The organism is Streptomyces antibioticus, from assembly GCF_002019855.1.
Lineage (GTDB): Bacteria > Actinomycetota > Actinomycetes > Streptomycetales > Streptomycetaceae > Streptomyces > Streptomyces antibioticus_B.
Window position 1 is genome coordinate 6,075,956 of record NZ_CM007717.1, and the last position, 23,637, is coordinate 6,099,592.

The 23,637-nt window shown below is 71.5% G+C and carries 19 protein-coding genes; 15 read left to right on the forward strand and 4 right to left on the reverse strand.

Going from position 1 to position 23,637, the window contains the following annotated elements; translation table 11 throughout:
- Positions 1 to 4 precede the first annotated feature (4 nt).
- The 5 genes from AFM16_RS27660 (at position 5) to mutM (ending at position 3,889) form a co-directional block, all read left to right on the forward strand.
- Positions 5 to 1,102, forward strand: coding sequence for a F0F1 ATP synthase subunit B (locus AFM16_RS27660; RefSeq protein WP_078634946.1), 1,098 nt, complete (start codon positions 5 to 7; stop codon positions 1,100 to 1,102).
- A gap of 179 nt (positions 1,103 to 1,281) precedes the next feature.
- Positions 1,282 to 1,935 carry a YceD family protein gene (locus AFM16_RS27665; RefSeq protein ID WP_030793873.1) on the forward strand — a complete coding sequence of 218 codons (654 nt, stop codon included), beginning with the start codon at positions 1,282 to 1,284 and terminating at the stop codon, positions 1,933 to 1,935.
- A 2-nt stretch (positions 1,936 to 1,937) separates the two neighbouring features.
- A complete protein-coding gene (gene rpmF / locus AFM16_RS27670; protein ID WP_003951102.1) occupies positions 1,938 to 2,111 on the forward strand; it encodes a 50S ribosomal protein L32 in 174 nt (57 codons plus the stop codon).
- 19 nt (positions 2,112 to 2,130) lie between these two features.
- A complete protein-coding gene (gene rnc, locus AFM16_RS27675; RefSeq protein ID WP_030793881.1) occupies positions 2,131 to 2,949 on the forward strand; it encodes a ribonuclease III in 819 nt (272 codons plus the stop codon).
- Positions 2,950 to 3,028: 79 nt separating this feature from the next.
- Complete coding sequence (mutM, locus tag AFM16_RS27680; RefSeq protein WP_078634947.1) at positions 3,029 to 3,889, forward strand: bifunctional DNA-formamidopyrimidine glycosylase/DNA-(apurinic or apyrimidinic site) lyase; 861 nt, start codon at positions 3,029 to 3,031, stop codon at positions 3,887 to 3,889.
- Here the strand turns inward: mutM and AFM16_RS27685 are convergent.
- The gene (locus AFM16_RS27685; protein WP_030793887.1) at positions 3,862 to 4,260 is read right to left on the reverse strand and encodes a winged helix-turn-helix transcriptional regulator; all 399 of its coding nucleotides are present in this window, start codon (positions 4,258 to 4,260) and stop codon (positions 3,862 to 3,864) included. The two genes, mutM and AFM16_RS27685, sit on opposite strands and share 28 nt — an antisense overlap.
- An 88-nt stretch (positions 4,261 to 4,348) precedes the next feature.
- On the reverse strand, positions 4,349 to 5,722 hold the full coding sequence (locus tag AFM16_RS27690) for a CAP domain-containing protein (RefSeq protein WP_030793890.1): 1,374 nt from the start codon (positions 5,720 to 5,722) through the stop codon (positions 4,349 to 4,351).
- 191 nt (positions 5,723 to 5,913) lie between these two features.
- On the opposite strand from AFM16_RS27690, the gene AFM16_RS27695 reads away from it, so the two are divergent.
- The 4 genes from AFM16_RS27695 to AFM16_RS27710 all read left to right on the forward strand — a co-directional run bounded on the left by AFM16_RS27695 (position 5,914) and on the right by AFM16_RS27710 (position 12,207).
- Complete coding sequence (locus tag AFM16_RS27695; protein WP_030793892.1) at positions 5,914 to 6,195, forward strand: acylphosphatase; 282 nt, start codon at positions 5,914 to 5,916, stop codon at positions 6,193 to 6,195.
- Positions 6,196 to 6,572: 377 nt separating this feature from the next.
- Positions 6,573 to 6,776 carry a hypothetical protein gene (locus AFM16_RS27700; protein ID WP_030793895.1) on the forward strand — a complete coding sequence of 68 codons (204 nt, stop codon included), beginning with the start codon at positions 6,573 to 6,575 and terminating at the stop codon, positions 6,774 to 6,776.
- A gap of 280 nt (positions 6,777 to 7,056) precedes the next feature.
- The gene (smc, locus tag AFM16_RS27705; protein WP_078634948.1) at positions 7,057 to 10,611 is read left to right on the forward strand and encodes a chromosome segregation protein SMC; all 3,555 of its coding nucleotides are present in this window, start codon (positions 7,057 to 7,059) and stop codon (positions 10,609 to 10,611) included.
- Positions 10,612 to 10,791: 180 nt separating this feature from the next.
- Positions 10,792 to 12,207, forward strand: coding sequence for a sugar porter family MFS transporter (locus AFM16_RS27710; protein WP_078634949.1), 1,416 nt, complete (start codon positions 10,792 to 10,794; stop codon positions 12,205 to 12,207).
- Positions 12,208 to 12,385: 178 nt separating this feature from the next.
- Here the strand turns inward: AFM16_RS27710 and AFM16_RS27715 are convergent, their stop codons facing one another.
- Positions 12,386 to 13,357: an LLM class flavin-dependent oxidoreductase gene (locus AFM16_RS27715; RefSeq protein WP_078634950.1), complete on the reverse strand. Its 972-nt coding sequence runs from the start codon at positions 13,355 to 13,357 to the stop codon at positions 12,386 to 12,388.
- Positions 13,358 to 13,487: 130 nt separating this feature from the next.
- Here AFM16_RS27715 and ftsY point away from each other — a divergent pair, with 130 nt between their 5' ends.
- Complete coding sequence (gene ftsY / locus AFM16_RS27720; RefSeq protein ID WP_030797816.1) at positions 13,488 to 14,705, forward strand: signal recognition particle-docking protein FtsY; 1,218 nt, start codon at positions 13,488 to 13,490, stop codon at positions 14,703 to 14,705.
- A gap of 185 nt (positions 14,706 to 14,890) precedes the next feature.
- Here the strand turns inward: ftsY and AFM16_RS27725 are convergent, their stop codons facing one another.
- The gene (locus AFM16_RS27725) at positions 14,891 to 15,547 is read right to left on the reverse strand and encodes a bifunctional DNA primase/polymerase (protein WP_030797818.1); all 657 of its coding nucleotides are present in this window, start codon (positions 15,545 to 15,547) and stop codon (positions 14,891 to 14,893) included.
- A gap of 449 nt (positions 15,548 to 15,996) precedes the next feature.
- On the opposite strand from AFM16_RS27725, the gene nsdA reads away from it, so the two are divergent.
- The 5 genes from nsdA to ffh all read left to right on the forward strand — a co-directional run bounded on the left by nsdA (position 15,997) and on the right by ffh (position 23,634).
- Positions 15,997 to 17,481, forward strand: a complete 1,485-nt coding sequence (gene nsdA, locus AFM16_RS27730; RefSeq protein WP_030797824.1) for a transcriptional repressor NsdA — start codon at positions 15,997 to 15,999, stop codon at positions 17,479 to 17,481.
- A 336-nt stretch (positions 17,482 to 17,817) separates the two neighbouring features.
- Entirely contained in the window at positions 17,818 to 19,158 is a 1,341-nt protein-coding gene (locus AFM16_RS27735; protein WP_030797826.1) for an ammonium transporter, read from the forward strand.
- The gene (locus AFM16_RS27740; RefSeq protein ID WP_003997576.1) at positions 19,155 to 19,493 is read left to right on the forward strand and encodes a P-II family nitrogen regulator; all 339 of its coding nucleotides are present in this window, start codon (positions 19,155 to 19,157) and stop codon (positions 19,491 to 19,493) included. Before AFM16_RS27735 ends, AFM16_RS27740 begins: the two co-directional genes overlap by 4 nt.
- A gap of 26 nt (positions 19,494 to 19,519) precedes the next feature.
- The gene (locus tag AFM16_RS27745) at positions 19,520 to 21,973 is read left to right on the forward strand and encodes a [protein-PII] uridylyltransferase (RefSeq protein ID WP_030797829.1); all 2,454 of its coding nucleotides are present in this window, start codon (positions 19,520 to 19,522) and stop codon (positions 21,971 to 21,973) included.
- A 110-nt stretch (positions 21,974 to 22,083) separates the two neighbouring features.
- Positions 22,084 to 23,634 carry a signal recognition particle protein gene (gene ffh, locus AFM16_RS27750; protein ID WP_030797831.1) on the forward strand — a complete coding sequence of 517 codons (1,551 nt, stop codon included), beginning with the start codon at positions 22,084 to 22,086 and terminating at the stop codon, positions 23,632 to 23,634.
- The last annotated feature ends 3 nt before the right edge of the window (positions 23,635 to 23,637 follow it).

Sequence of the window (23,637 nt, forward strand, 5' to 3'; positions counted from 1 at the left end):
ACCGGTGGACGTGCAGAAGAAGCTCGACGAGATCGTCACCACGGTCTCCAGTGCCCGGTCGATGCCCATGTCGGCCTCGTGCGTGGTCAACCGCGCCGAGCTGCTCGCCCTGCTGGAAGAGGTGCGCGCGGCCCTGCCCGACTCGCTCGCCGAGGCCCGGGAGCTGATCGGCGGCCGGGAGCAGATGGTCGAACAGGCCCGCCAGGAGGCCGAGCGGATCATCTCCGGCGCGCACGCCGAACGCGGCTCCCTGATCTCCGACACCGAGATCGCCCGCCGCTCCCAGGCCGAGGCGGACCGCATCCTCGCCGAGGCCCGCCAGGAGGCCGAGGAGATCCGCGCGGAGGCCGACGACTACGTCGACTCCAAGCTCGCCAACTTCGAGGTCGTCCTCACCAAGACCATCGGCTCCGTCGGCCGCGGCCGAGAGAAGCTCCTCGGCACCGGCTCGGGCCTGGACGACCAGGGCTACGAGGACGAGGACGCCCCCGAGCGCAGCCACGACCCCGAGACCCTGCGCCGCGACGCCGACGCCTATGTGGACGTCAAGCTGGGCGCCTTCGAGGCGGTCCTCAGCAAGACCCTGGAGGCGGTCGGCAAGGGCCGCCAGAAGCTGCACGGCCGGATCGCCACCGACGCCCTCGGCGCCCTCGCCGACGACGACTCGACCTTCCAGCACTCCTCGGACGCCGACTACCTCGCCGACCTGGCCGCCCTCGCCGAACAGGACACCCGGGCCGCACAGCAGCCCGCCGCGCCGAACCCCTACGAGCAGCAGCAGCCGCAGGAGGTGGCGCAGGACGCCTACGCCTACCAGCAGCAGCCCGACCCCTACGCGGGCGGCTACGCCCAGCAGCAGGGCTACGGCCAGCAGCCGGACCCGTACGGCTACCAGCAGGCCGACCCGTACGCCTATCAGGGCTACGACACCCAGCAGGCCGCCTACGACCCGCAGCAGATGCAGCAGGCCCAGCAGATCCCGCAGCAGGCCCAGCAGATGCAGCAGCAGCCGGGGTACGCCCTCGACGAGACCAGCCTCTTCGACACCAGCATGATCAGCCCGGAGCAACTGCGGGCCTACGAGCAGGAACGCGGTCTGTAGGACGCCGGGGCCGGGCGGCGCGGGCCCCGGATTGGGCTGAGCGGGAAAGCTCCAGTATCCTGGCTCTTCGGTCGCGTGTGCGTTCGTCGGTTTTGCTGCCTTCGTATCCGCCCGCGATCTTCGTCGCCCGGAACACCGAAGGGCGGCGACCCTCAGAGCTTGGAAGATCGAAAGCAGGAATGGCTCCCAACGCACGGCTGGACCACCGCAACCCCCTCGTGTTCGACACGCACGAGCTGGGTCGGCGTCCTGGCGCGCTGCAGCGCCTGACCCGCGTGATCGACGCCCCCGTGGATCTCGGCATCCAGGGCGTCGTCGGAGTGCCGGAAGGCGCCCCGGTGGAGCTCGAACTCCGGCTCGAGTCGGTCATGGAAGGTGTGCTCGTCACAGGCACCGCCCGTGCACAGGCCGAGGGGGAGTGCGTAAGGTGTCTGGAGCCGCTGGAGCTCGCGCTCGAAGCGGACTTCCAGGAGATGTTCTCGTACCCTGACGCCGATGACCGGGGCCGCGTGAAGGCGGAACCGGCCGACGACGCCGAGGACGACGAGGACAGGCTCTTCATCGAGGACGGCATGTTCGACCTCGAACCCGTGCTGCGGGACGCGGTGGTGCTCGCACTGCCGATGCAGCCGGTGTGCCAGGACGACTGCCCCGGCCTGTGCTCCGAATGCGGAGCCCGGCTGGCGGACGACCCGGGGCACCACCACGACGCCACCGACATCCGTTGGGCGGCATTGCAGGGACTCGCCGGTTCACTCGGAGACGGCGAGAAGGACGAGATGAGTGGCGAAGCGCCCGGTTCGGCGCGCGCCAACGAGAAGCAGGAGAAGTAGCCGTGGCTGTTCCGAAGCGGAAGATGTCGCGCAGCAACACGCGCCACCGCCGGTCGCAGTGGAAGGCTGCGGTCCCCACCCTGGTTGCGTGCGAGCGCTGCCACGAGCCCAAGCAGCAGCACATCGCGTGCCCGTCGTGCGGCACCTACAACAAGCGCCAGGTCCTCGAGGTCTGAGCGGCTGGTGAGAGGCTTCATGTCTGACGCCAAGGCGGACTCGACCGCCAAGAAACAGGCGGACAACGCGGCCTCGTCCCACACGCTTCTGGAAGGGCGGCTCGGCTATCAGCTCGAGTCCGCCCTTCTGGTGCGTGCGCTGACCCACCGCTCCTACGCATACGAGAACGGCGGTCTGCCGACGAACGAACGGCTGGAGTTCCTCGGGGACTCCGTGCTCGGCCTCGTCGTCACGGACACGCTGTACCGCACCCACCCCGACCTGCCCGAAGGCCAGTTGGCCAAGTTGCGGGCCGCGGTGGTCAACTCGCGTGCGCTGGCGGAGGTCGGCCGTGGCCTCGACCTGGGCGCCTTCATCCGGCTCGGCCGTGGTGAAGAGGGCACGGGCGGCCGGGACAAGGCGTCCATCCTCGCCGACACCCTCGAAGCGGTGATCGGCGCGGTCTATCTCGACCAGGGCCTCGACGCGGCCTCCGAACTGGTGCACCGCCTGTTCGACCCGCTGATCGAGAAGTCCTCGAACCTCGGAGCCGGCCTGGACTGGAAGACCAGTCTCCAGGAGCTGACCGCGACCGAAGGGCTCGGTGTCCCCGAGTACCTGGTCACGGAGACCGGCCCCGATCACGAGAAGACCTTCACTGCTGCCGCCCGCGTCGGAGGCGTCTCGTACGGCACCGGCACCGGCCGCAGCAAGAAGGAGGCGGAGCAGCAGGCCGCCGAGTCCGCGTGGCGGTCCATCCGGGCCGCGGCGGACGAGCGCGCCGAGGCGGCGAAGGCGGCCACGGCCGCGGCCACCGCCGACGCCTCGGTGGACCCCGAGTCCGCCGCCTCCGCCTGACGAACACCCGCACAGGAACACAAGTACGAGACGAACGCCCGCCTCCCACCCGGAGGCGGGCGTTCCGTACGGGGGATCCATGCCTGAACTGCCCGAGGTCGAGGTCGTCCGGCGCGGTCTGGAGCGATGGGTCGCCCATCGCACGGTCGCCGACGCCGAGGTGCTGCACCCCCGTGCCGTCCGCCGCCATCTCGCGGGCGCCGACGACTTCGCGCACCGCCTGGCGGGCCACCGGATCGGCACCCCCAGCCGCCGCGGCAAGTACCTGTGGCTGCCGCTGGAGGACTCCGGGCAGGCGATCCTCGCCCACCTCGGGATGAGCGGCCAACTGCTGGTCCAGCCGCACGCGGCGCCGGACGAGAAGCATCTGCGCATCCGGGTGCGGTTCGCCGACACCGTGGACACCGAACTGCGCTTCGTCGACCAGCGCACCTTCGGCGGCCTCTCTCTGCACGACACCACCGCGGACGGACTGCCCGACGTCATCGGGCACATCGCCCGCGACCCCCTCGACCCGCTGTTCGACGACGAGGCGTTCCACCAGGCGCTGCGCCGCAAGCGGACCACCATCAAGCGGGCCCTGCTCGACCAGTCACTGATCAGCGGCGTCGGCAACATCTACGCCGACGAGGCGCTGTGGCGCTCCCGCCTGCACTACGACCGCCCGACCCACACCTTCACCCGCCCGCGCTCCTTCGAACTGCTGGGCCACGTCCGGGACGTGATGAACGCGGCCCTCGCCGTCGGCGGCACCAGCTTCGACAGCCTGTACGTCAACGTCAACGGCGAGTCGGGCTACTTCGACCGCTCCCTGGACGCCTACGGGCGCGAGGGGCTGCCCTGCAAGCGGTGCGGTACGCCGATGCGCCGCCGGCCCTGGATGAACCGCTCCAGCTACTTCTGCCCGACGTGTCAGAGGGCGCCGCGCGCCGCGTCGTAGCGCTCCCGGGCGGCCAGCACCTCGTCCATCCGCCCCTCCACGCAGTGGATCAGCGACAGCAGCCGGCCGGCGACCTCACGGCCCAGCGGGGTCAGCTCGTAGTCCACCCGGGGCGGATTGGTCGGCTGGGCCTCACGGTGCACCAGCCCGTCGCGCTCCAGCGCGTGCAGGGTCTGCGACAACATCTTCTCGCTCACCCCGTCGACCCGCCGGCGCAGCTCGTTGAACCGCAGCGACCCCTCGTACAGCGCCCCGAGCGTGAGCCCGCCCCACCGCCCGGTGACATGCTCCAGCGTCCCGCGCGAGGGGCACACCTTGGCGAACACGTCGTACGGAAGCTCCCGCTCCCCCGCTCGCTCCGCGCTGCTCATCCCCCGAGCGTACGCGAAGACAGCGCGAACCATCAGATCGCGCTGCCCCTGAGACAGCGCCCCCGGCCAGGTGCTTCCACGGCGGGCCCTAGTAGCCGAAGTCCTGGGTCCACCAAGGGCCGCCCGCGCCGAAGTGGACGCCGACGCCCAGGGTCTTGAAGTCGGGGTTCAGTATGTTCGCCTTGTGGCCGGGGCTGTTCATCCAGGCGTCCATGACGGCGGCCGCGTCGGACTGGCCCCTGGCTATGTTCTCGCCGCCGAGTCCGGACACGCCGGCGCTTGTGGCGCGGTCCCAGGGGGTCAGGCCCTCCGGGTCGGTGTGGTCGAAGAAGCCGCGGGCGGCCATGTCGTCGCTGAACTGCTCGGCCAGGTCCGCCAGAGAACCGCTCGCGGTGAGCGCGCCGAGCCCGGCCTCGGACCGCTCCTCGTTGACCAGCCTGAGGACCTCGGCCGCGGCCAGGGTCTCGGCGGAGACGGTCGCCGGGGTCTCCGGCTTCGCGGGCGCCTCGGTCTTCTCCGGGGCCTTGGGCGTGGTGGCCTCGGAGGACGGGTCCCGGGTCGGCTCCTCGGCCGGGGTGGTCTCCGTGTCCTCGGTCGCCCGGTCGCCGCCGGTCTCGCTCGGCGAGGCCGTGGACTCCGACGGGGAGGTCGAGGTGGACGGCGAGGTGGCGGTGCCCGTGCCCTGGCCGGTCGAGGCGTCGCCGCGCCCGCCGTCGGCCGCGCCGGACGTGCCGCCGAACTCGGAGGCCGAGTTGCTGGGGGAGTCCACCGCCTGCACGTTGTCGCCCGCACCGCTGCCGCCCCCGAGGCGGTAGCTGTCCAGGCCCGGCACCACACCGGTGGCCACCGCGACCGTGCCGAACGCGACGGCCGCCGACACCCCGAGCAGACCCGTCTTCACGGGCGTCACGGGCTTGCGCTTACGGCGCCGGCCGGTGCCGCCCCGGCCCGAGCCGGGCCGCAGGGCACCCCCGTCGGGCGCGTAGCCGTCCATCGTGAACAGCGCGGTGTCGTCGGGACCGAAGTCGGGACCGAGACCAGGACCGAGATCGGGAGCGACATCGGGAGTGAAGTCCGAGACGAAATCGCGGTCGAGGTCGGAGCCGAGACCGGGGCCGTGCTCCGGGGGGAGGTCCCGGCCGTAGGCCCGGCCGTGGTGGACGGCGTAGTCGGGCGTGGAGTTCCGCGCGTAGTCGTCCGCGGCGCCGACGTGGGCGTACTCCTGCGCTCCGTCGGCGGGGCCGTACAGCCCGTCCGTGGCGTAGAGGTACTCCTGGCTGCGTGCGACCGACTCGGCGTACGCCTCCGGATTCAGATACGGCGCGATGCCCATCGTCCGCGCTCCGCCCGGATACGAGTCCCGGGGGTCGTGGCCCCCGGGGTACGAGTCGTCCGGCTGTGCGACCCCCGTGGCGCGGCCCGTGGCGGCGCGGCCGGCGGCGGAGCGTCGGTGGCGTCCCATGTCCTTGCCTTCCTCGTCCAATGCGGTGTTTCCACCGGCCGGCCGGGGCGGTTGGACCCTCGTGCGCCCTGTGCTCGGCCCGACTCACTCGATCGAGTGAGTTTCATATGAGAATCATTGGGAGGGGACGGTACCGCATGGCGCAGGGGGAGGAAGTGCCCCGAGGGACTTTGCCCGGTTAGGTTGCACCCATGAGCGAGGATGTACGGCTGGTCGCCTGGGTGCGTGGACATGTCCAAGGGGTGGGTTTCCGCTGGTTCACCCGGGCCAAGGCGCTGGAGATCGGCGGACTGAGTGGCTTTGCTCTCAATCTGGCCGACGGCCGGGTCCAGGTGGTCGCGGAAGGCGCCCGGGAGGGCTGCGAGGGGCTGCTCCACTGGCTCGCGGGCGACGACACGCCCGGGCGCGTGGACGGAGTCACAGAGATATGGGACACACCGCGGGGCGGCTACGACGGCTTCGCGATCCGCTGAGGCACGCGTGCGGGGCGGCCCCGCGGAAGCGGCGGAAGGTGCCGTCGGCACCCGCCCCCGGCGAAAAGGAGCAGGTGGTTGCCAAGAATCGCTTGCGATGGCATGCTCCGCACGCAAGGATGATCGCCACGCCCGAGGGTCCCGAGGGTGCCGCAGCGCCGCCGTTCCGGCCGCGCGGCAACGGGTTGCCCGCCAATACGGGGCGTGATCGTGTTGACCGTCAAACTTTTTGGTGAGACGCTGAAAGCCCCGCGCACCTCCGCTGTTTGGCATGGATGAACGGCAGCACGAACAAGATCCATCCAGACACCGCGGGTGCGAATCCCTCACGACCCACACCGCTTCGGTCGGTCACTCAGTGTGGAGGACCATCCATCATGGCAAAGGCGCTTCTCGGTTACGTCGGCGGCTCCGACCCGCGACTCCTCGCCGAGATGCGACGGCTCCAGCAGCGCGTCCAGGACCTGGAATCCGAGCTCGGACGGATCCAGGCCGAGAACGACGCTCTGACGGCTGCCGCTTCTCACGACAGGTTCATGGAGAGCATCGACGCACACCAGGCGGAGCCTGCGCTCACCTGATCGCTGCACCGCTCCACGACAGCACATGCAGAGGTCGGGCGGCACATATCAACCGCGTCGGACCGCTTAAGTTGTCAGAAGTTGCAAGGGACGCCTCGGCGTCCCTTCGTTCTTTCCCCGCCGTCTTCCCGCCGTTCCCCCGGTCGTACGACTCCCGTTTCCCCCGTCTGCTCCTCCCAGTCTCTACAACGTGTGGTCTGCCCTGCGCGTTCAAGGGTGAAACCGAGGGGCGGCAGGCGTTCATGGAGTGAGACCGGCCCGGAAGGTAGAGTCCAGCGCCGTGCACCTCAAGGCCCTGACCCTCCGAGGGTTCAAGTCGTTCGCGTCGGCGACCACACTCCGGTTCGAGCCGGGGATCACCTGTGTCGTCGGGCCCAACGGCTCGGGCAAGTCCAACGTGGTCGACGCGCTGAGCTGGGTCATGGGCGAGCAGGGCGCCAAGTCCCTGCGCGGCGGCAAGATGGAGGACGTCATCTTCGCCGGCACCACCGGCCGCCCCCCGCTGGGCCGCGCCGAGGTGTCCCTGACCATCGACAACTCCGACGGCGCCCTGCCCATCGAGTACGCCGAGGTCACCATCACGCGGATCATGTTCCGCAACGGCGGCAGCGAGTACCAGATCAACGGCGACACCTGCCGGCTGCTCGACATCCAGGACCTGCTGTCCGACTCCGGCATCGGCCGCGAGATGCACGTCATCGTCGGCCAGGGCCAGCTCGACTCCGTCCTGCACGCCGATCCGATGGGCCGCCGCGCCTTCATCGAGGAGGCCGCGGGCGTCCTCAAGCACCGCAAGCGCAAGGAGAAGGCGCTGCGCAAGCTCGACGCGATGCAGGCCAACCTCGCGCGCGTGCAGGACCTCACCGACGAGTTGCGCCGCCAGCTCAAGCCCCTGGGCCGGCAGGCGGCGGTGGCCCGACGGGCCGCGGTCATCCAGGCCGACCTGCGCGACGCCCGCCTGCGCCTCCTCGCCGACGACCTCGTACGGCTGCGCGAGGCCCTCCAGGCCGAGGTGGCCGACGAGGCCGCCCTCAAGGAACGCAAGGAGACCGCCGAACAGGAGCTGCGCAAGGCGCTCCAGCGCGAAGGACTCCTGGAGGACGAGGTACGGCAGCTCACGCCGCGTCTCCAGCGCGCCCAGCAGACCTGGTACGAGCTGTCCCAGCTCGCCGAACGCGTCCGCGGCACGATCTCGCTGGCCGACGCCCGCATCAAGAGCGCCACCTCCGCGCCGCCCGAGGAGCGGCGCGGCCGCGACCCCGAGGACATGGAGCGCGAGGCCTCCCGCGTCCGCGAGCAGGAGGCCGAGCTGGAGGCCGCCCTGGAGGCGGCCAGCCACGCCCTCGACGACACCGTCTCCCACCGCGCCGACCTGGAGCGCGAACTCGCCGTCGAGGAACGGCGGCTCAAGGACGTCGCTCGGGCCATCGCCGACCGCCGCGAGGGCCTCGCCCGGCTCAACGGCCAGGTCAACGCGGCCCGCTCGCGCGCCGCCTCCGCCCAGGCCGAGATCGACCGGCTGGCCGCAGCCCGCGACGAGGCCCAGGAGCGGGCCGTCACCGCCCAGGAGGAGTACGAGACCCTCCAGGCCGAGGTCGACGGCCTCGACGCGGGCGACGCGGAACTCGCCGGGCACCACGACACCGCGAAGCGCGGGCTCGCCGAGGCGGAGGCCGCGCTGACCGCCGCCCGCGAGGCCGTCACCGAGGCCGAACGCCGGCGCGCCGCCACCCAGGCCCGCCACGAGGCCCTCGCCCTCGGCCTGCGCCGCAAGGACGGCACCGGCGCGCTGCTCGGCGCCCGCGACCGGCTGGACGGACTGCTCGGCCCCGCCGCGGAACTGCTGACCGTCGTCCCCGGACACGAGGTCGCGCTCGCCGCCGCCTTCGGCGCCGCGGCCGACGCCGTCGCCGTGAGCGGACCCACCGCCGCCGCCGACGCCATCCGGCTGCTGCGCAAGCAGGACGCGGGACGCGCGGCCCTCCTGCTGGACGGCGCCCCCGGACCCGCGGAGCGGGCGGCACCGCAGGACGGGCCGCCGTACGCCGCCGATCTGGTGCGGGGGCCGGACGGGCTGATGGCCGCCGTACGGACGCTGCTGCGCGGGATCGTGGTGGTGCCGACCCTGGAGGACGCCGAGGAACTCGTCTACGCGCGGCCCGGTCTCACCGCCGTCACCGCCGACGGCGATCTGCTCGGGGCGCACTTCGCGCACGGCGGGTCGGCCGGCGCGCCCAGCCTGCTGGAGGTGCAGGCGTCCGTCGACGAGGCCGCCGCCGAGCTGGCCGAACTGGCCGTACGGTGCACGGAGTTGACCCAAGCGCAGCAGGAGGCCGCCGCGCGCCGGGCGGAGTGCGCCGCGCTGGTCGAGGAGCTGGGGGAGCGGCGCCGGGCCGCCGACCGGGAGAAGTCGTCCGTCGCCCAGCAGCTCGGCCGGCTCGCCGGGCAGGCGCGCGGAGCGGCCGGGGAGGCCGAGCGGTCCACCGCCGCCGCGGCCCGGGCGCAGGAGGCGCTGGAGCGGGCCGTCGAGGAGGCCGAGGTGCTCGCCGAACGGCTGGCCGTGGCCGAGGAGATGCCGGTCGAGGAGGAGCCCGACACCTCGGTGCGGGACCGGCTCGCCGCCGACGGGGCCAACGCGCGCCAGACCGAGATGGAGGCCCGCCTCCAGGTCCGTACCCACGAGGAACGGGTGAAAGGGCTCGCCGGACGGGCCGACTCGCTGGACCGGGCCGCCCGCGCCGAACGCGAGGCACGCGCGCGTGCCGAGCAGCGGCGGGCGCGGCTGCGCCACGAGGCGGCCGTCGCCGAGGCCGTGGCCTCCGGTGCCCGGCAACTGCTCGCCCATGTCGAGGTCTCGCTCGGCCGCGCCGACCTGGAGCGGGTGGCCGCCGAGGCCGCCAAGGCGCGCCGTGAGCAGGACCTGGCCGCCGCCCGGACCGCCGGACGCGATCTCAAGGCCGAGCTGGACAAGCTGACGGACTCCGTGCACCGGGGCGAGGTCCTGGGCGCCGAGAAGCGGCTGCGGATCGAGCAGTTGGAGACCAAGGCGCTGGAGGAGATGGGCGTGGAGCCCGCCGGGCTCGTCTCCGAGTACGGCCCGCGCCAGCTCGTCCCGCCGTCGCCGCCCGCCGAGGGCGAGGAGCTGCCGGAGGACCCTGAGCACCCGCGCAACCAGCCGGTGCCGTTCGTCCGCGCCGAGCAGGAGAAGCGGCTGCGGGCAGCCGAGCGGGCGTACCAGCAGCTCGGCAAGGTGAACCCGCTCGCGCTGGAGGAGTTCGCCGCGCTGGAGGAGCGCCACAAGTTCCTCAGCGAGCAGTTGGAGGACCTGAAGAAGACGCGTGCCGATCTCCTTCAGGTCGTGAAGGAGGTCGACGAGCGGGTCGAGCAGGTCTTCACCGAGGCGTTCCGGGACACGGCGCGCGAGTTCGAGGGGGTGTTCAGCCGGCTCTTCCCGGGCGGCGAGGGGCGGCTGATCCTGACCGATCCCGACAACATGCTCACCACCGGCGTGGACGTGGAGGCACGGCCGCCGGGCAAGAAGGTCAAGCGGCTCAGCCTGCTGTCCGGCGGCGAGCGGTCGCTGACCGCCGTCGCCATGCTGGTGTCGATCTTCAAGGCCCGGCCCAGTCCGTTCTACGTCATGGACGAGGTCGAGGCGGCCCTCGACGACACCAACCTCCAGCGGCTGATCCGCATCATGCAGGAGCTCCAGGAGGCGTCCCAGCTCATCGTGATCACGCACCAGAAGCGGACCATGGAGGTCGCCGACGCGCTGTACGGCGTCTCGATGCAGGGCGACGGGGTGTCGAAGGTGATCAGCCAGCGGCTGCGCTGAGCGCTGCGCTCGCTGTCGGGCCAGGGCTTCTGGCTTCAAGAAGTGAACGCATGTGGCGTTCTTGTGTCTCCGTTCTCACATTTCCCCACGTTTGATTTTGAGACTTGAAGGCATAGTCTCTGCAACGTTGGATTTACCTTCAGGTACCACCTATCTGGAGGCCCCACGAGGGAGTGGAACGTGACCACAGCGCAGGCACAGAAGTCAGGACCCGGGACGGCACATCCCGATCATCTCGGGCATGTCATCTTCATCGCGGCGGCGGCCGCGATGGGCGGGTTCCTCTTCGGCTACGACAGCTCCGTGATCAACGGTGCCGTCGAGGCCATCCGGGACCGCTACGACATCGGGTCCGCGGCCCTGGCGCAGGTCATCGCCATCGCCCTGATCGGCTGTGCCATCGGTGCCGCCACGGCCGGCCGGATAGCCGACCGCATCGGCCGGATCCGGGTCATGCAGATCGCGGCCGTGCTGTTCACCGTCAGCGCCGTCGGCTCGGCGCTGCCCTTCTCCCTGTGGGACTTCGCCCTGTGGCGCGTCGTCGGCGGCTTCGCCATCGGCATGGCCTCGGTCATCGGCCCCGCCTACATCGCCGAGGTCGCCCCGCCCGCCTACCGCGGCCGGCTCGGCTCCTTCCAGCAGGCCGCGATCGTCATCGGCATCGCCGTCTCGCAGCTGGTCAACTGGGGTCTCCTCAACGCCTCCGGCGGCGACCAGCGCGGCACCCTGATGGGCCTGGAGGCATGGCAGGTCATGCTCGGCGTGATGGTCGTCCCGGCCGTCCTCTACGGCCTGCTCTCCTTCGCGATCCCCGAGTCCCCGCGCTTCCTGATTTCCGTCGGCAGGCGGGAGCGGGCCCGGGAGATCCTCGCCGAGGTCGAGGGCGAGAGCGGTGACCTGGACGCCCGCGTCGCCGAGATCGAGAACGCCATGAACAGCGAGCACAAGTCCGCGTTCAAGGACCTGCTCGGCGGCGGCTTCTTCTTCAAGCCGATCGTCTGGATCGGCATCGGCCTGTCGGTCTTCCAGCAGTTCGTCGGCATCAACGTCGCCTTCTACTACTCCTCGACGCTGTGGCAGTCGGTCGGCGTCGACCCGACAGAGTCCTTCTTCTACTCGTTCACGACGTCGATCATCAACATCGTCGGCACCGTGATCGCCATGATCTTCGTGGACCGGATCGGCCGCCGCCCGCTCGCCATCATCGGCTCGGTCGGCATGGTCGTCGGCCTCGCGCTGGAGGCATGGGCCTTCTCCTTCGACCTGGTCGACGGCAGGCTCCCGGCCGCGCAGGGCTGGATCGCCCTGATCGCCGCGCACGTCTTCGTCCTCTTCTTCGCCCTGTCGTGGGGTGTGGTCGTCTGGGTCATGCTCGGCGAGATGTTCCCCAACCGGATCCGCGCCGCCGCCCTCGGCGTCGCCGCCTCCGCGCAGTGGATCGCCAACTGGGCCATCACGGCGAGCTTCCCGTCCCTGGCCGACTGGAACCTCTCCGTCACCTACGTCATCTACACGGCCTTCGCCGCCCTCTCCGTCCCGTTCGTCCTGCGCTACGTCAAGGAGACGAAGGGCAAGACCCTGGAGGAAATGGGCTGACGCCCACCCGAACCCGAGGAGAGGGGCCACCACCCCGCCGCCCCTCCCCTCGCACCACCGCCGCCCCTGACCCGGTCAATCCCGGGACGGGGGCGGTGGTGCGTCCGCCGGCCGGGTTCAGTCGCCCCGCGCCCACCGGCCAGCCCGATTCAGACACCCCGCGCGCCCGCCCCCCAGCTCACCCCTCCAGCGCCGGAATCACCCGCTCCGTGAACAGCCGTAGGCTGCGCCACCCCTCTTCCAGCGGCATTCCGCCCGCCAGGGGGTGGAGGACCAGGTTGTCGAGGTCGGTGGTGGTGCAGGCGGCCGGGGTGAGGACGCGGTAGACGCCCTCCTCGCGGAGTTCGGAGACCGTCGTGGCCGTGGAGCGGACCGCCGAGCGGATCTCGGAGGACTGCCAGGAGGCGTAGGTGCGGGCCTCGTGGAGGAAGTGGTGGCCGTACATCGCCCATGCCCGGTCCGGGTCCTCGGCGATGTGCAGGAGCGGGGTGTTCGGGGCCGGCATCATCGTCCAGCCCTCCGTGCCGTACTCGACCAGGCGCTCCTTGTAGTAGCCCTCCAGTTCCGGCAGATGCGCGCTGGGGAAGAACGGCAGGCCCAGCCGGGCGGCCCGGCGGGCGGCGGCCTTCGACGAGCCGCCGACCAGCAGCAGGGGGTGCGGGTCCGAGAACGGGCGCGGGGTGACCCGTACCGTACGGCCCCGGTACACGAACTCCTCGCCCGTCCACGCCTTCAGCAGGGTTTCGAGAAGCTCGTCCTGGAGCCGGCCGCGCCGCTTCCAGTCGACGCCGGCACGCTCGTACTCCTCGGGCCGGTAGCCGATCCCGGCGACCGTGACCAGCCGGCCGCCGCTCAGCAGGTCCAGTACGGCGATGTCCTCGGCCAGCCGCAAGGGGTCGTACAGCGGGCCGATCACCGCGGAGACGGTCACCGCCAGCCGCCGGGTCGCCCCGAGCACCGCGCCCGCGAAGGCGAACGGCGACGGCAGCCAGTTGTTCTCGGCCCCGTGGTGCTCCTCGGTCTGCACGGTCGTGATCCCGTGCCCGTCGGCGTACGCGGCCATCTCCAGCGCGGTCCGGTAGCGGGCGCCCAGCTCGGCGGGGGAGGCGCCGGGGGCGACGAGGTTGAAACGGACGACGGTGACGGGCATGGAGGCCCCCCTTCGTGGTGGAGGGGGAGATTAGCTGACGCACCGTCAGGTATCCAGGGGTGCGGTACCGCCCGTTCGGACGCACCGGCGACCGCTTCCGCGCAGGGCGCTCACGCATACTGGACGGGTTATGGAAACCGTCATCCTTGCTGTAGTCATCGCCGTGCTGGTGCTCGGTGTGCTCGGCGGGCTCGTCGTCGGCAGCCGGCGGAAGAAGTCGCTGCCCCCGCCGCCCCCCGCAGCGCCCGACATCACCGCACCCCCGGCCGAGCCGCAGGTCGGCGACGAGGCCGAGACACCGCGCGACGAACCGCGCCGCACGATCGAGGAGGTGGACCTACCCGACGGCGGCGGCCCGGCCGGGGTCACGGTCGAGGAACCGCCCGCCGACCTCACCGCCGAGGCTCCGGAGATCGAGATCCCGGAGCCCACCGCAGGGCGGCTCGTCCGCCTGCGCGCCCGTCTCTCCCGCTCCCAGAACGCCCTCGGCAAGGGCCTGCTCACGCTGCTCTCGCGCGAGCACCTGGACGACGACACCTGGGAGGAGATCGAGGACACCCTCCTCACCGCCGACGTCGGCGTCATGCCCACCCAGGAACTGGTCGAACGGCTGCGCGAGCGGGTCAAGGTGCTCGGCACCCGCACCCCCGCGGAACTGCGCACCCTGCTGCGCGAGGAACTGCTCAAGCTGGTCGGCACCGACGTCGACCGCACGGTGAAGACCGAGCCCGAGGACCGCAAGCCCGGCATCGTGATGGTCGTCGGCGTCAACGGCACCGGCAAGACCACCACCACCGGCAAGCTCGCCCGCGTGCTCGTCGCCGACGGCCGTACGGTCGTCCTCGGCGCCGCCGACACCTTCCGGGCCGCCGCCGCCGACCAGCTCCAGACCTGGGGCGAGCGGGTCGGCGCCCACACCGTGCGCGGGCCGGAGGCGGGCGACCCCGCGTCCGTCGCCTTCGACGCGGTGAAGGAGGGCAAGGAGATGGGGGTCGACGTCGTCCTCATCGACACCGCCGGCCGCCTCCACACCAAGACCGGCCTCATGGACGAGCTGGGCAAGGTCAAGCGGGTCGTCGAGAAGCACGCCCCGCTCGACGAGGTGCTGCTCGTCCTGGACGCGACCACCGGACAGAACGGCCTGGTGCAGGCCCGCGTCTTCGCCGAGGTCGTCGACATCACCGGCATCGTGCTGACCAAGCTCGACGGCACGGCCAAGGGCGGCATCGTGATCGCCGTCCAGCGCGAGCTGAACGTCCCCGTCAAGCTCATCGGGCTCGGCGAGGGCCCCGACGACCTCGCGCCGTTCGAGCCGGAGGCGTTCGTCGACGCCCTGATCGGTGACTGACCCCACGGACTCCCCGGCCTTACGAGAATCCCCCGGCCGATCCCTCGGTCAAGCCCTCGGTCACGCGAGAAGCGCCCGCCCCCGGTGCAGTGGGAGCGGGCGCTTCGCCGTGTCCGCGGCGGGCGGACGGCGAGGGGAAGGCGAGGGGGAGTGGGTACAGGGAGGGGAAAGGCGGGCGCGTGGGGCTACGCCCGTGACCGGTGTGCCACGTACGCCAGCGTGCCCAGCAGCAGCCGGGCCTCCGGGGGCCGGCTCGCCGAGTCCAGCGCGGGCGGGCGCAGCCAGCGAACCGGGCCGAGGCCGCCCCGGTCGGAGGGCGGGGCGGTGATGAACGCGCCGGGGCCGATGCCGCGCAGATCGAGGGAGCCCGGGTCGTCCCACCCCATGCGGTAGAGGAGCCCGGTCAGCTCGGCGGCGGCGCCGGGGGCGACGAAGAACTGGGTGCGGCCCTCGGGCGTGACGGTGACCGGACCGAGCGGCAGCCCCATCCGCTCCAGCCGGACCAGCGCGCGGCGCCCGGCAGGGGCGGCCACCTCGATCACGTCGAACGCCTGCCCGACCGGCAGCATCACCGCGGCGCCCGGATACTCGGACCAGGCCCGGGTGACGTCGTCGAGCGTGGCGCCGGCCGGCACCTGCGGGGCGAAGATCAGGGGATGCGCGCCGGGCTCGCGGCAGGAGGGGCGGCCGCACGAGCAGACGCCGGCCGCGGCGCGGGCGCCCGGCACCACGTCCCAGCCCCACAGTCCCGTGAACTCGGCGACGGCGGTGCACTCGGACGAGCGACCGCGCCTGCGCGCGCCGGAGCGGATCTCGCGGATGCCGCCGATCGTGAAGCCCATGCCCCCTCCAACGGGTCCGACGCGGGTGTGGTTACGTAACGGACGTACGTAGTAACTCTGCGTGTTTTCGCCGCCCTTCGGGCGTAGTGCGCTGACGGCGCCCGGAAGCGCTCCGGGTGGTGCGGTCTGCCGTGCGCGCCCCTGAGTGCTTCGCTCCGCCATCTCTCGGCCGTCCACTGTCAAGTGAATCGTGAACAGCTCCCCGGGAGTTCATTCGAAGGGGTGGCGAATGGTGGCGTTTCCGGGATCGCCATGGCCGGAGCAGTGATCGTAGGATTACTTTGAGTGTGCGGGTCCCTGAGAGCACACGCGCTTGTGGGTATGCCGGAGGCAAGTCGGGTTTCCGTTCGAGGGGTGACAACTGCCGGACGAGAGGCCGGGATCACCGGCATTCTGATAGGGCTTGGCGCACTCAGTGACAAGTGGTCTCGAGGGATGGGGGCGTTCCAGTGAGCGGCAACGGCGGAAGCGGGAACAGCGCGGTGAGCGCGGACAAGCGCCCGAACGAGCTGCTCACGTCGTGGTTCGTGCGCAGCGGCTGGTCGAAGGGCGAACTGGCCCGTCAAGTCAACCGCCGAGCCCGTCAGTTGGGCGCCAACCACATCTCCACCGACACCTCACGCGTGCGCCGCTGGCTGGACGGCGAGAACCCCCGCGAACCCATCCCCAGGATCCTGTCCGAGCTGTTCTCCGAGCGCTTCGGCTGTGTCGTCTCCGTCGAGGACCTCGGACTGCGCGCCACCCGCCAGATGCCCTCCGCGACCGGCGTCGACCTGCCCTGGACCGGCCCGCAGACGGTGGCGCTGCTCAGCGAGTTCTCCCGCAGCGACCTGATGCTCGCGCGGCGCGGCTTCCTCGGCACCTCACTGACCCTGTCCGCGGGACCGTCCCTCATCGAACCCATGCAGCGCTGGCTGGTGCCCGCCCCGCCCGCCCCGCCCGAGGAGCCCGGGTCCGTCCCCACCAGCCGCGCCCGCGGCCGGCTCTCCCGGCCCGAGCTGGACCTGCTGGAGTCCACCACCGTGATGTTCCGGCAGTGGGACGCCCAGTGCGGCGGCGGTCTGCGCCGCAAGGCCGTCGTCGGACAGCTCCACGAGGTCACCGACCTCCTCCAGGAGCCCCAACCCGAGGCGACCTCCCGCAAACTCTTCAAGGTCGCCGCCGAACTCGCCGAACTGGCGGGCTGGATGAGCTACGACGTGGGGCTCCAGCCCACCGCCCAGAAGTACTTCGTCCTCGCCCTGCACGCCGCCAAGGAAGCCGGCGACCGCCCCCTCGGCTCGTACGTCCTGTCCAGCATGAGCCGCCAGATGATCCATCTCGGCCGCCCCGAGGACGCGTTGGAGCTGATCCACCTCGCCCAGTACGGCAGCCGCGACTGCGCGAGCCCCCGCACCCAGTCCATGCTGTATGCGATGGAGGCCCGCGCCTACGCCAACATGGGACAGCCGGGGCGCTGCAAGCGGGCCGTGCGGATGGCCGAGGACACCTTCGCCGAGGCCGAGGAGTGGGACGAGCCGGACCCCGACTGGATCCGCTTCTTCTCCGAGGCCGAGCTGTACGGCGAGAACAGCCACTCCTTCCGCGACCTCGCCTATGTCGCCGGCCGCAGCCCCGCCTACGCCTCCCTCGCCGAACCCCTCATGCAGAAGGCCGTCGAACTCTTCGCGAACGACGGCGACCACCAGCGGTCCTACGTCCTCAACCTCATCGGCATGGCCACCGTCCACCTTCTGCGCCGCGAGCCCGAGCACAGCGCCACCCTCGCCGAGCAGGCCATGAGGGAGGCCAAGAAGGTCCGCTCCGAGCGCGTCAACACTCGTATCCGAAAGACGGTCGACACCGCCGTCCGCGAGTTCGGTGAGCTGTCCGAGGTCGTCGACCTCACCGAGCGGCTCGCCATCGAACTCCCGGAGACCGCCGAAGCCGTCTGAACCGCACCTCCACCGAGGAAAACCCGAGAACCCCGGCCGCGGCCGGCCTTCCCGAACCGCCCGACTCGGCTCCCCCGTGCCAGGTCATCGGAAGGCCGACCGCGGCCGGTTTGCATCCCTCGGAGAAGGTTGCGCCACGATAACGATCCGCTCGGCGGACATCACCCAGTTCACCGACGCGTAACGCACCGGGTGCCTTCGTCACGACGGCGAAACAACGAGGGGCGTCCACCGAAACCGCGCTGCGTCAATCTCATGGCGCATAACCGGCCCACCCCCTCACAACCCGCTCTGGCTATGCCCGCACGGGGCCGCACCTACGACGAGGAGACGCCGATGGCATCAGCCATCACGCTTGCGGCGGACGCACCCACGCTGTCGTCCGCGAACACAGGCTTCATGCTCATCTGTTCCGCCCTGGTGATGCTGATGACACCGGGCCTCGCCTTCTTCTACGGAGGCATGGTCCGCGTCAAGAGCACCCTGAACATGCTGATGATGAGCTTCATCAGCCTCGGCATCGTCACCATCCTGTGGGTGCTGTACGGGTTCTCCCTCGCGTTCGGCACCGACTCCGGCAGCGTCATCGGCTGGAACTCCGACTGGGTCGGCCTCAGCAACATCGGCCTGACCGAGCTGTGGGACGGCTACACCATCCCGGTGTTCGTCTTCCTCATCTTCCAGATGATGTTCGCCATCCTCACGCCCGCCCTGATCAGCGGCGCCCTGGCCGACCGCGTCAAGTTCACCGCCTGGGCCCTGTTCATCGCCCTGTGGGTCACCGTCGTCTACTTCCCCGTCGCCCACTGGGTCTGGGGCGCCGGCGGCTGGGCCTACGAACTCGGCGTCATCGACTTCGCGGGCGGTACGGCCGTCCACATCAACGCCGGTGCCGCCGCCCTCGGCGTCATCCTGGTCATCGGCAAGCGCGTCGGCTTCAAGAAGGACCCGATGCGCCCGCACAGCCTCCCGCTGGTCATGCTCGGCGCCGCCCTGCTGTGGTTCGGCTGGTTCGGCTTCAACGCCGGCTCGTGGCTCGGCAACGACGACGGCGTCGGCGCGCTGATGTTCGTCAACACCCAGGTCGCCACCGGCGCCGCCGTCCTCGGCTGGCTCATCTACGAGAAGATCCGCCACGGCGCCTTCACCACGCTGGGCGCCGCCTCCGGCGCGGTCTCCGGCCTCGTCGCCATCACCCCGGCCGGCGGCGCCGTCTCCCCGCTCGGCGCGATCGCCGTCGGCGCCATCGCCGGTGTCCTGTGCGCCGCGGCCGTCGGCCTCAAGTACAAGTTCGGCTACGACGACTCCCTCGACGTGGTCGGCGTCCACCTCGTCGGCGGTGTCATCGGCTCCCTGCTGATCGGCTTCTTCGCCACCGGCAAGGGCCAGTCCGACGTCGAGGGCCTCTTCTACGGCGGCGGCCTCGACCAGTTCTGGAAGCAGTGCGCCGGAGTCTTCGGTGTCCTCGCCTACTCCCTGGTCGTCTCCGCGATCATCGCCTTCCTCCTGCACAAGACGATCGGGATGCGGGTCTCCGAGGACGAGGAAGTGGCGGGCATCGACCAGGCCGAGCACGCCGAGACCGCATACGACTTCAGCGGTGCCGGTGGTGGCGCCGCCCGCACGACCGCCGTCCCGGCCCCGGTGGCCGACGCGAGCAAGAAGGTGGACGCATGAAGCTCATCACCGCCGTCGTCAAGCCCCACCGGCTCGACGAGATCAAGGAAGCCCTCCAGGCGTTCGGCGTCCACGGCCTGACGGTCACCGAGGCCAGCGGCTACGGCCGGCAGCGGGGACACACCGAGGTCTACCGCGGTGCCGAGTACACCGTCGACCTCGTGCCCAAGATCCGCATAGAGGTCCTGGCCGAGGACGACGACGCCGAACAGCTCATCGACGTCATCGTCAAGGCCGCCCGCACCGGCAAGATCGGTGACGGCAAGGTCTGGTCCCTCCCGGTCGAGACCGCCGTACGGGTCCGCACCGGCGAGCGCGGCCCGGACGCGCTCTGACCGCAGAACAGAACAGGAGTCGCTGGGTGACGAGTACGGACATGCGCAACGATGCAGAGGACTCGGGACCCAGCGGCTACGCGGCGGCCCGGCTGCGCCTCCTCACCGAGGAGGCGCGGTCCGGGCCGCCGCGCCGTGCGGCCCTGTCCCGGCTCACCGACGAATGGCTGACCGGCCTCTTCACCGCCGGCGCCGAGGACCTGCGCGGCGTCTCCCTCGTCGCCGTCGGCGGCTACGGCCGCGGTGAACTCTCCCCCCGCAGCGACCTCGACCTGCTCCTCCTGCACGACGGCGGGGACGGCAAGGCCGTCGCCGCCCTCGCCGACCGCCTCTGGTACCCCGTCTGGGACCTCGGCCTCGCCCTCGACCACTCCGTCCGCACCCCCGCGGAGGCCCGGAGGACCGCCTCCGAGGACCTCAAGGTCCAGCTCGGCCTGCTCGACGCCCGCCATCTCGCCGGCGACCTCGGACTCACCTCCGCCCTGCGCACCACCGTCCTCGCCGACTGGCGCAACCAGGCCCCCAAACGCCTCCCCGAACTCCAGGAACTCTGCGCCGAACGCGCCGAACGCCAGGGCGAACTCCAGTACCTCCTGGAACCCGACCTCAAGGAGGCCCGCGGCGGCCTCCGCGACGCCACCGCCCTGCGCGCCGTCGCCGCCTCCTGGGTCGCCGACGCCCCCCGCGAGGGCCTCGACGACGCCCGCCGCCGCCTCCTCGACGTCCGCGACGCCCTCCACCTCGCCACCGGCCGCGCCACCGACCGGCTCGCCCTCCAGGAACAGGACCAGGTCGCCGCCGAACTCGGCCTCCTCGACGCCGACACCCTGCTGCGCCAGGTCTACGAGGCCGCCCGCGTCGTGTCGTACGCCAGCGACGTCACCTGGCGCGAAGTCGGCCGCGTGCTGCGCTCCCGCGCCGTACGGCCCCGGCTGCGCGCCATGCTCGGCGGCGGCAAACCCGTCGCCGAACGCTCCCCGCTCGCCGAAGGCGTCGTCGAACAGGACGGCGAGGTCGTGCTCGCCCGCGCCGCCCGCCCCGAACGCGACCCCGTGCTCCCGCTGCGCGCCGCGGCCGCCGCAGCCCAGGCCGGCCTCCCGCTCTCCCTGCACGCCGTACGCCGCCTCGCCGCCACCGTGCGCCCGCTGCCCACCCCCTGGCCCGCCGAGGCCCGCGAACAGCTCGTCACCCTGCTCGGCTCAGGACCGCCCACCATCGAGGTCTGGGAAGCCCTGGAGGCCGAGGGACTCATCACCCGCCTGCTGCCCGACTGGGAGCGGGTCCGCTGCCGCCCGCAACGCAACGCCGTCCACATCTGGACCGTCGACCGGCACCTCATCGAGACCGCCGTACGCGCCTCCGAGTTCACCCGCCGGGTCAGCCGCCCCGACCTCCTCCTCGTCGCCGCCCTCCTCCACGACATCGGCAAGGGCTGGCCCGGCGACCACTCGGTGGCCGGCGAGATCATCGTCAAGGACGTCGCCGCCCGCATCGGCTTCGACCGCGCGGACGTCACCGTCCTGTCCACCCTCGTACGGCACCACCTCCTGCTCGTCGAGACCGCCACCCGGCGCGACCTGGAGGACCCCGCCACCGTCCGCTCCGTCGCCGAGGCGGTCGGCTCCCAGAGCACCCTCGAACTGCTGCACGCGCTCACCGAGGCCGACGCCCTGGCCACCGGGCCCGCCGCCTGGTCCACCTGGCGCGCCTCACTCGTCACGGACCTGGTCAAACGCGTCGCCGCGGTCCTCGCCGGGGACGAGCCCGACGAACCCGCCACCGCGGCGGCCACCGCCGAACAGGAACGCCTCGCCATCGAGGCCGTCGCCACCGGCAGCCCGGTGCTCGCCCTGCGCGCCCAGACCGAGCCCCCCGCCGACGACACCGAACAGCCGCCCGGCGACCCCGAACCCCTCGGCGTGGAACTGCTCATCGCCGTACCCGACCGCGAGGGCGTCCTGCCCGCCGTGGCCGGCGTCCTCGCCGTGCACCGCCTCACCGTCCGCACCGCCGAGCTGCGCGCCCTGGACCTGCCCGACGGCGTCGAGGGCTCCGTCCTGCTGCTGAACTGGCGGGTCGCCGCCGAGTACGGCTCCCTGCCCCAGGCCGCCCGGCTGCGCGCCGACCTCGTCCGCGCGCTGGACGGCACCCTGGACATCGCCGGCCGGCTCGCCGAACGCGACGCGGCCTACCCCCGGCGGCGCGGCGTCATCGCGCCCCCGCCCCGGGTCACGGTCGCCCCGGCCGCCTCCCGCCACGCCACGGTGATCGAGGTCCGCGCCCAGGACGCCCCGGGCCTCCTCTTCCGCATCGGCACGGCCCTGGACGACGCGGGCGTGCGCGTCCGCAGCATGCACGTGTCCACGCTGGGCGCGAATGCCGTGGACGCCTTTTACGTCACCGGGAGCGACGGCTCGCCCCTGCCGGGCGAGGAGGCCACGACGGTGGCACGCAAGCTGGAGGAGACGCTGCGGGCGTGACCTTCGCGTCCCCGCCCGCTGATCACAGCAGGCGGGGACGAATTGGTTGCTGAGCCGGATACCCTGGAGGGCAGCCCAGACTGTCGCCGACCCCAAGGACCGACGCCGCCGTGTTCGATACCCTCTCCGATCGCCTCTCAGCGACTTTCAAGAACCTGCGCGGCAAGGGACGGCTCTCCGAGGCGGACATCGACGCCACCGCCCGCGAGATCCGCATCGCGCTGCTCGAAGCCGACGTGGCCCTGCCGGTCGTGCGGACGTTCATCAAGAACGTCAAGGAGCGTGCCCTCGGCTCCGAGGTCTCCAAGGCCCTGAATCCCGCCCAGCAGGTCCTCAAGATCGTCAACGACGAACTGGTGACCATCCTCGGTGGTGAGACCCGTCGTCTGCGGTTCGCCAAGCAGCCGCCCACCGTGATCATGCTGGCCGGTCTCCAGGGTGCCGGTAAGACCACCCTCGCGGGCAAGCTCGGCCGCTGGCTGAAGGAGCAGGGCCACTCGCCGCTGCTCGTCGCCTGCGACCTCCAGCGCCCCAACGCCGTCAACCAGCTCAGCGTGGTCGCCGAGCGGGCCGGCGTGGCCGTCTACGCCCCGCAGCCGGGCAACGGCGTCGGCGACCCGGTCCAGGTCGCCAAGGACTCCATCGAGTTCGCCAAGACCCGGGTCCACGACATTGTCATCGTGGACACCGCCGGCCGCCTCGGTATCGACCAGGAGCTGATGCAGCAGGCCGCGGACATCCGCGACGCCGTCTCGCCCGACGAGATCCTGTTCGTCGTCGACGCGATGATCGGCCAGGACGCCGTCAACACCGCCGAGTCCTTCCGTGACGGCGTCGGCTTCGACGGCGTGGTGCTCTCCAAGCTCGACGGTGACGCCCGCGGTGGTGCGGCGCTGTCGATCCGGCAGATCACCGGCAAGCCGATCATGTTCGCCTCGAACGGCGAGAAGCTCGACGACTTCGACGCCTTCCACCCGGACCGGATGGCCTCCCGCATCCTCGACATGGGTGACCTGCTCACCCTGATCGAGCAGGCGGAGAAGACGTTCAGCCAGGAAGAGGCCGAGAAGATGGCCTCCAAGCTGGCGTCCAAGAAGGGCCAGGACTTCACCCTGGACGACTTCCTGGCCCAGATGGAGCAGGTCAGGAAGATGGGCAGCATCAGCAAGCTGCTCGGGATGCTGCCCGGTATGGGGCAGATCAAGGACCAGATCAACAACCTCGACGAGCGGGACGTCGACCGCACCGCCGCGATCATCAAGTCGATGACCCCGGGCGAGCGCCAGGACCCGACGATCATCAACGGCTCGCGCCGCGCCCGTATCGCCAAGGGTTCCGGTGTCGAGGTCAGCGCCGTGAAGGGCTTGGTCGAGCGGTTCTTCGAGGCCCGCAAGATGATGTCCCGGATGGCCCAGGGCGGCGGCATGCCGGGTATGCCGGGGATCCCGGGCATGGGCGGCGGCCCGGGCCGGCAGAAGAAGCAGCCGAAGCAGGCCAAGGGCAAGCAGCGCTCGGGCAACCCGATGAAGCGCAAGCAGCAGGAGGAAGAGGCGGCCCGTCGCCGGGAGGCCGGCGCCCAGGGCGGCAACGCGTTCGGGCTGCCGCAGCAGGGCGCCCAGGACTTCGAGCTGCCGGACGAGTTCAAGAAGTTCATGGGCTGACGG

Excerpts from the sequence above, each read along its gene's own strand:
- AFM16_RS27665 (WP_030793873.1), top strand. The coding sequence starts at position 1,282 with ATGGCTCCCAACGCACGGCTGGACCACCGCAACCCCCTCGTGTTCGAC.
- rnc (WP_030793881.1), top strand. The coding sequence starts at position 2,131 with ATGTCTGACGCCAAGGCGGACTCGACCGCCAAGAAACAGGCGGACAAC.
- mutM (WP_078634947.1), top strand. The coding sequence starts at position 3,029 with ATGCCTGAACTGCCCGAGGTCGAGGTCGTCCGGCGCGGTCTGGAGCGA.
- AFM16_RS27685 (WP_030793887.1), bottom strand. The coding sequence starts at position 4,260 with ATGAGCAGCGCGGAGCGAGCGGGGGAGCGGGAGCTTCCGTACGACGTG.
- AFM16_RS27690 (WP_030793890.1), bottom strand. The coding sequence starts at position 5,722 with ATGGGACGCCACCGACGCTCCGCCGCCGGCCGCGCCGCCACGGGCCGC.
- AFM16_RS27695 (WP_030793892.1), top strand. The coding sequence starts at position 5,914 with ATGAGCGAGGATGTACGGCTGGTCGCCTGGGTGCGTGGACATGTCCAA.
- AFM16_RS27700 (WP_030793895.1), top strand. The coding sequence starts at position 6,573 with ATGGCAAAGGCGCTTCTCGGTTACGTCGGCGGCTCCGACCCGCGACTC.
- AFM16_RS27715 (WP_078634950.1), bottom strand. The coding sequence starts at position 13,357 with ATGCCCGTCACCGTCGTCCGTTTCAACCTCGTCGCCCCCGGCGCCTCC.
- ftsY (WP_030797816.1), top strand. The coding sequence starts at position 13,488 with ATGGAAACCGTCATCCTTGCTGTAGTCATCGCCGTGCTGGTGCTCGGT.
- AFM16_RS27725 (WP_030797818.1), bottom strand. The coding sequence starts at position 15,547 with ATGGGCTTCACGATCGGCGGCATCCGCGAGATCCGCTCCGGCGCGCGC.
- AFM16_RS27735 (WP_030797826.1), top strand. The coding sequence starts at position 17,818 with ATGGCATCAGCCATCACGCTTGCGGCGGACGCACCCACGCTGTCGTCC.
- AFM16_RS27740 (WP_003997576.1), top strand. The coding sequence starts at position 19,155 with ATGAAGCTCATCACCGCCGTCGTCAAGCCCCACCGGCTCGACGAGATC.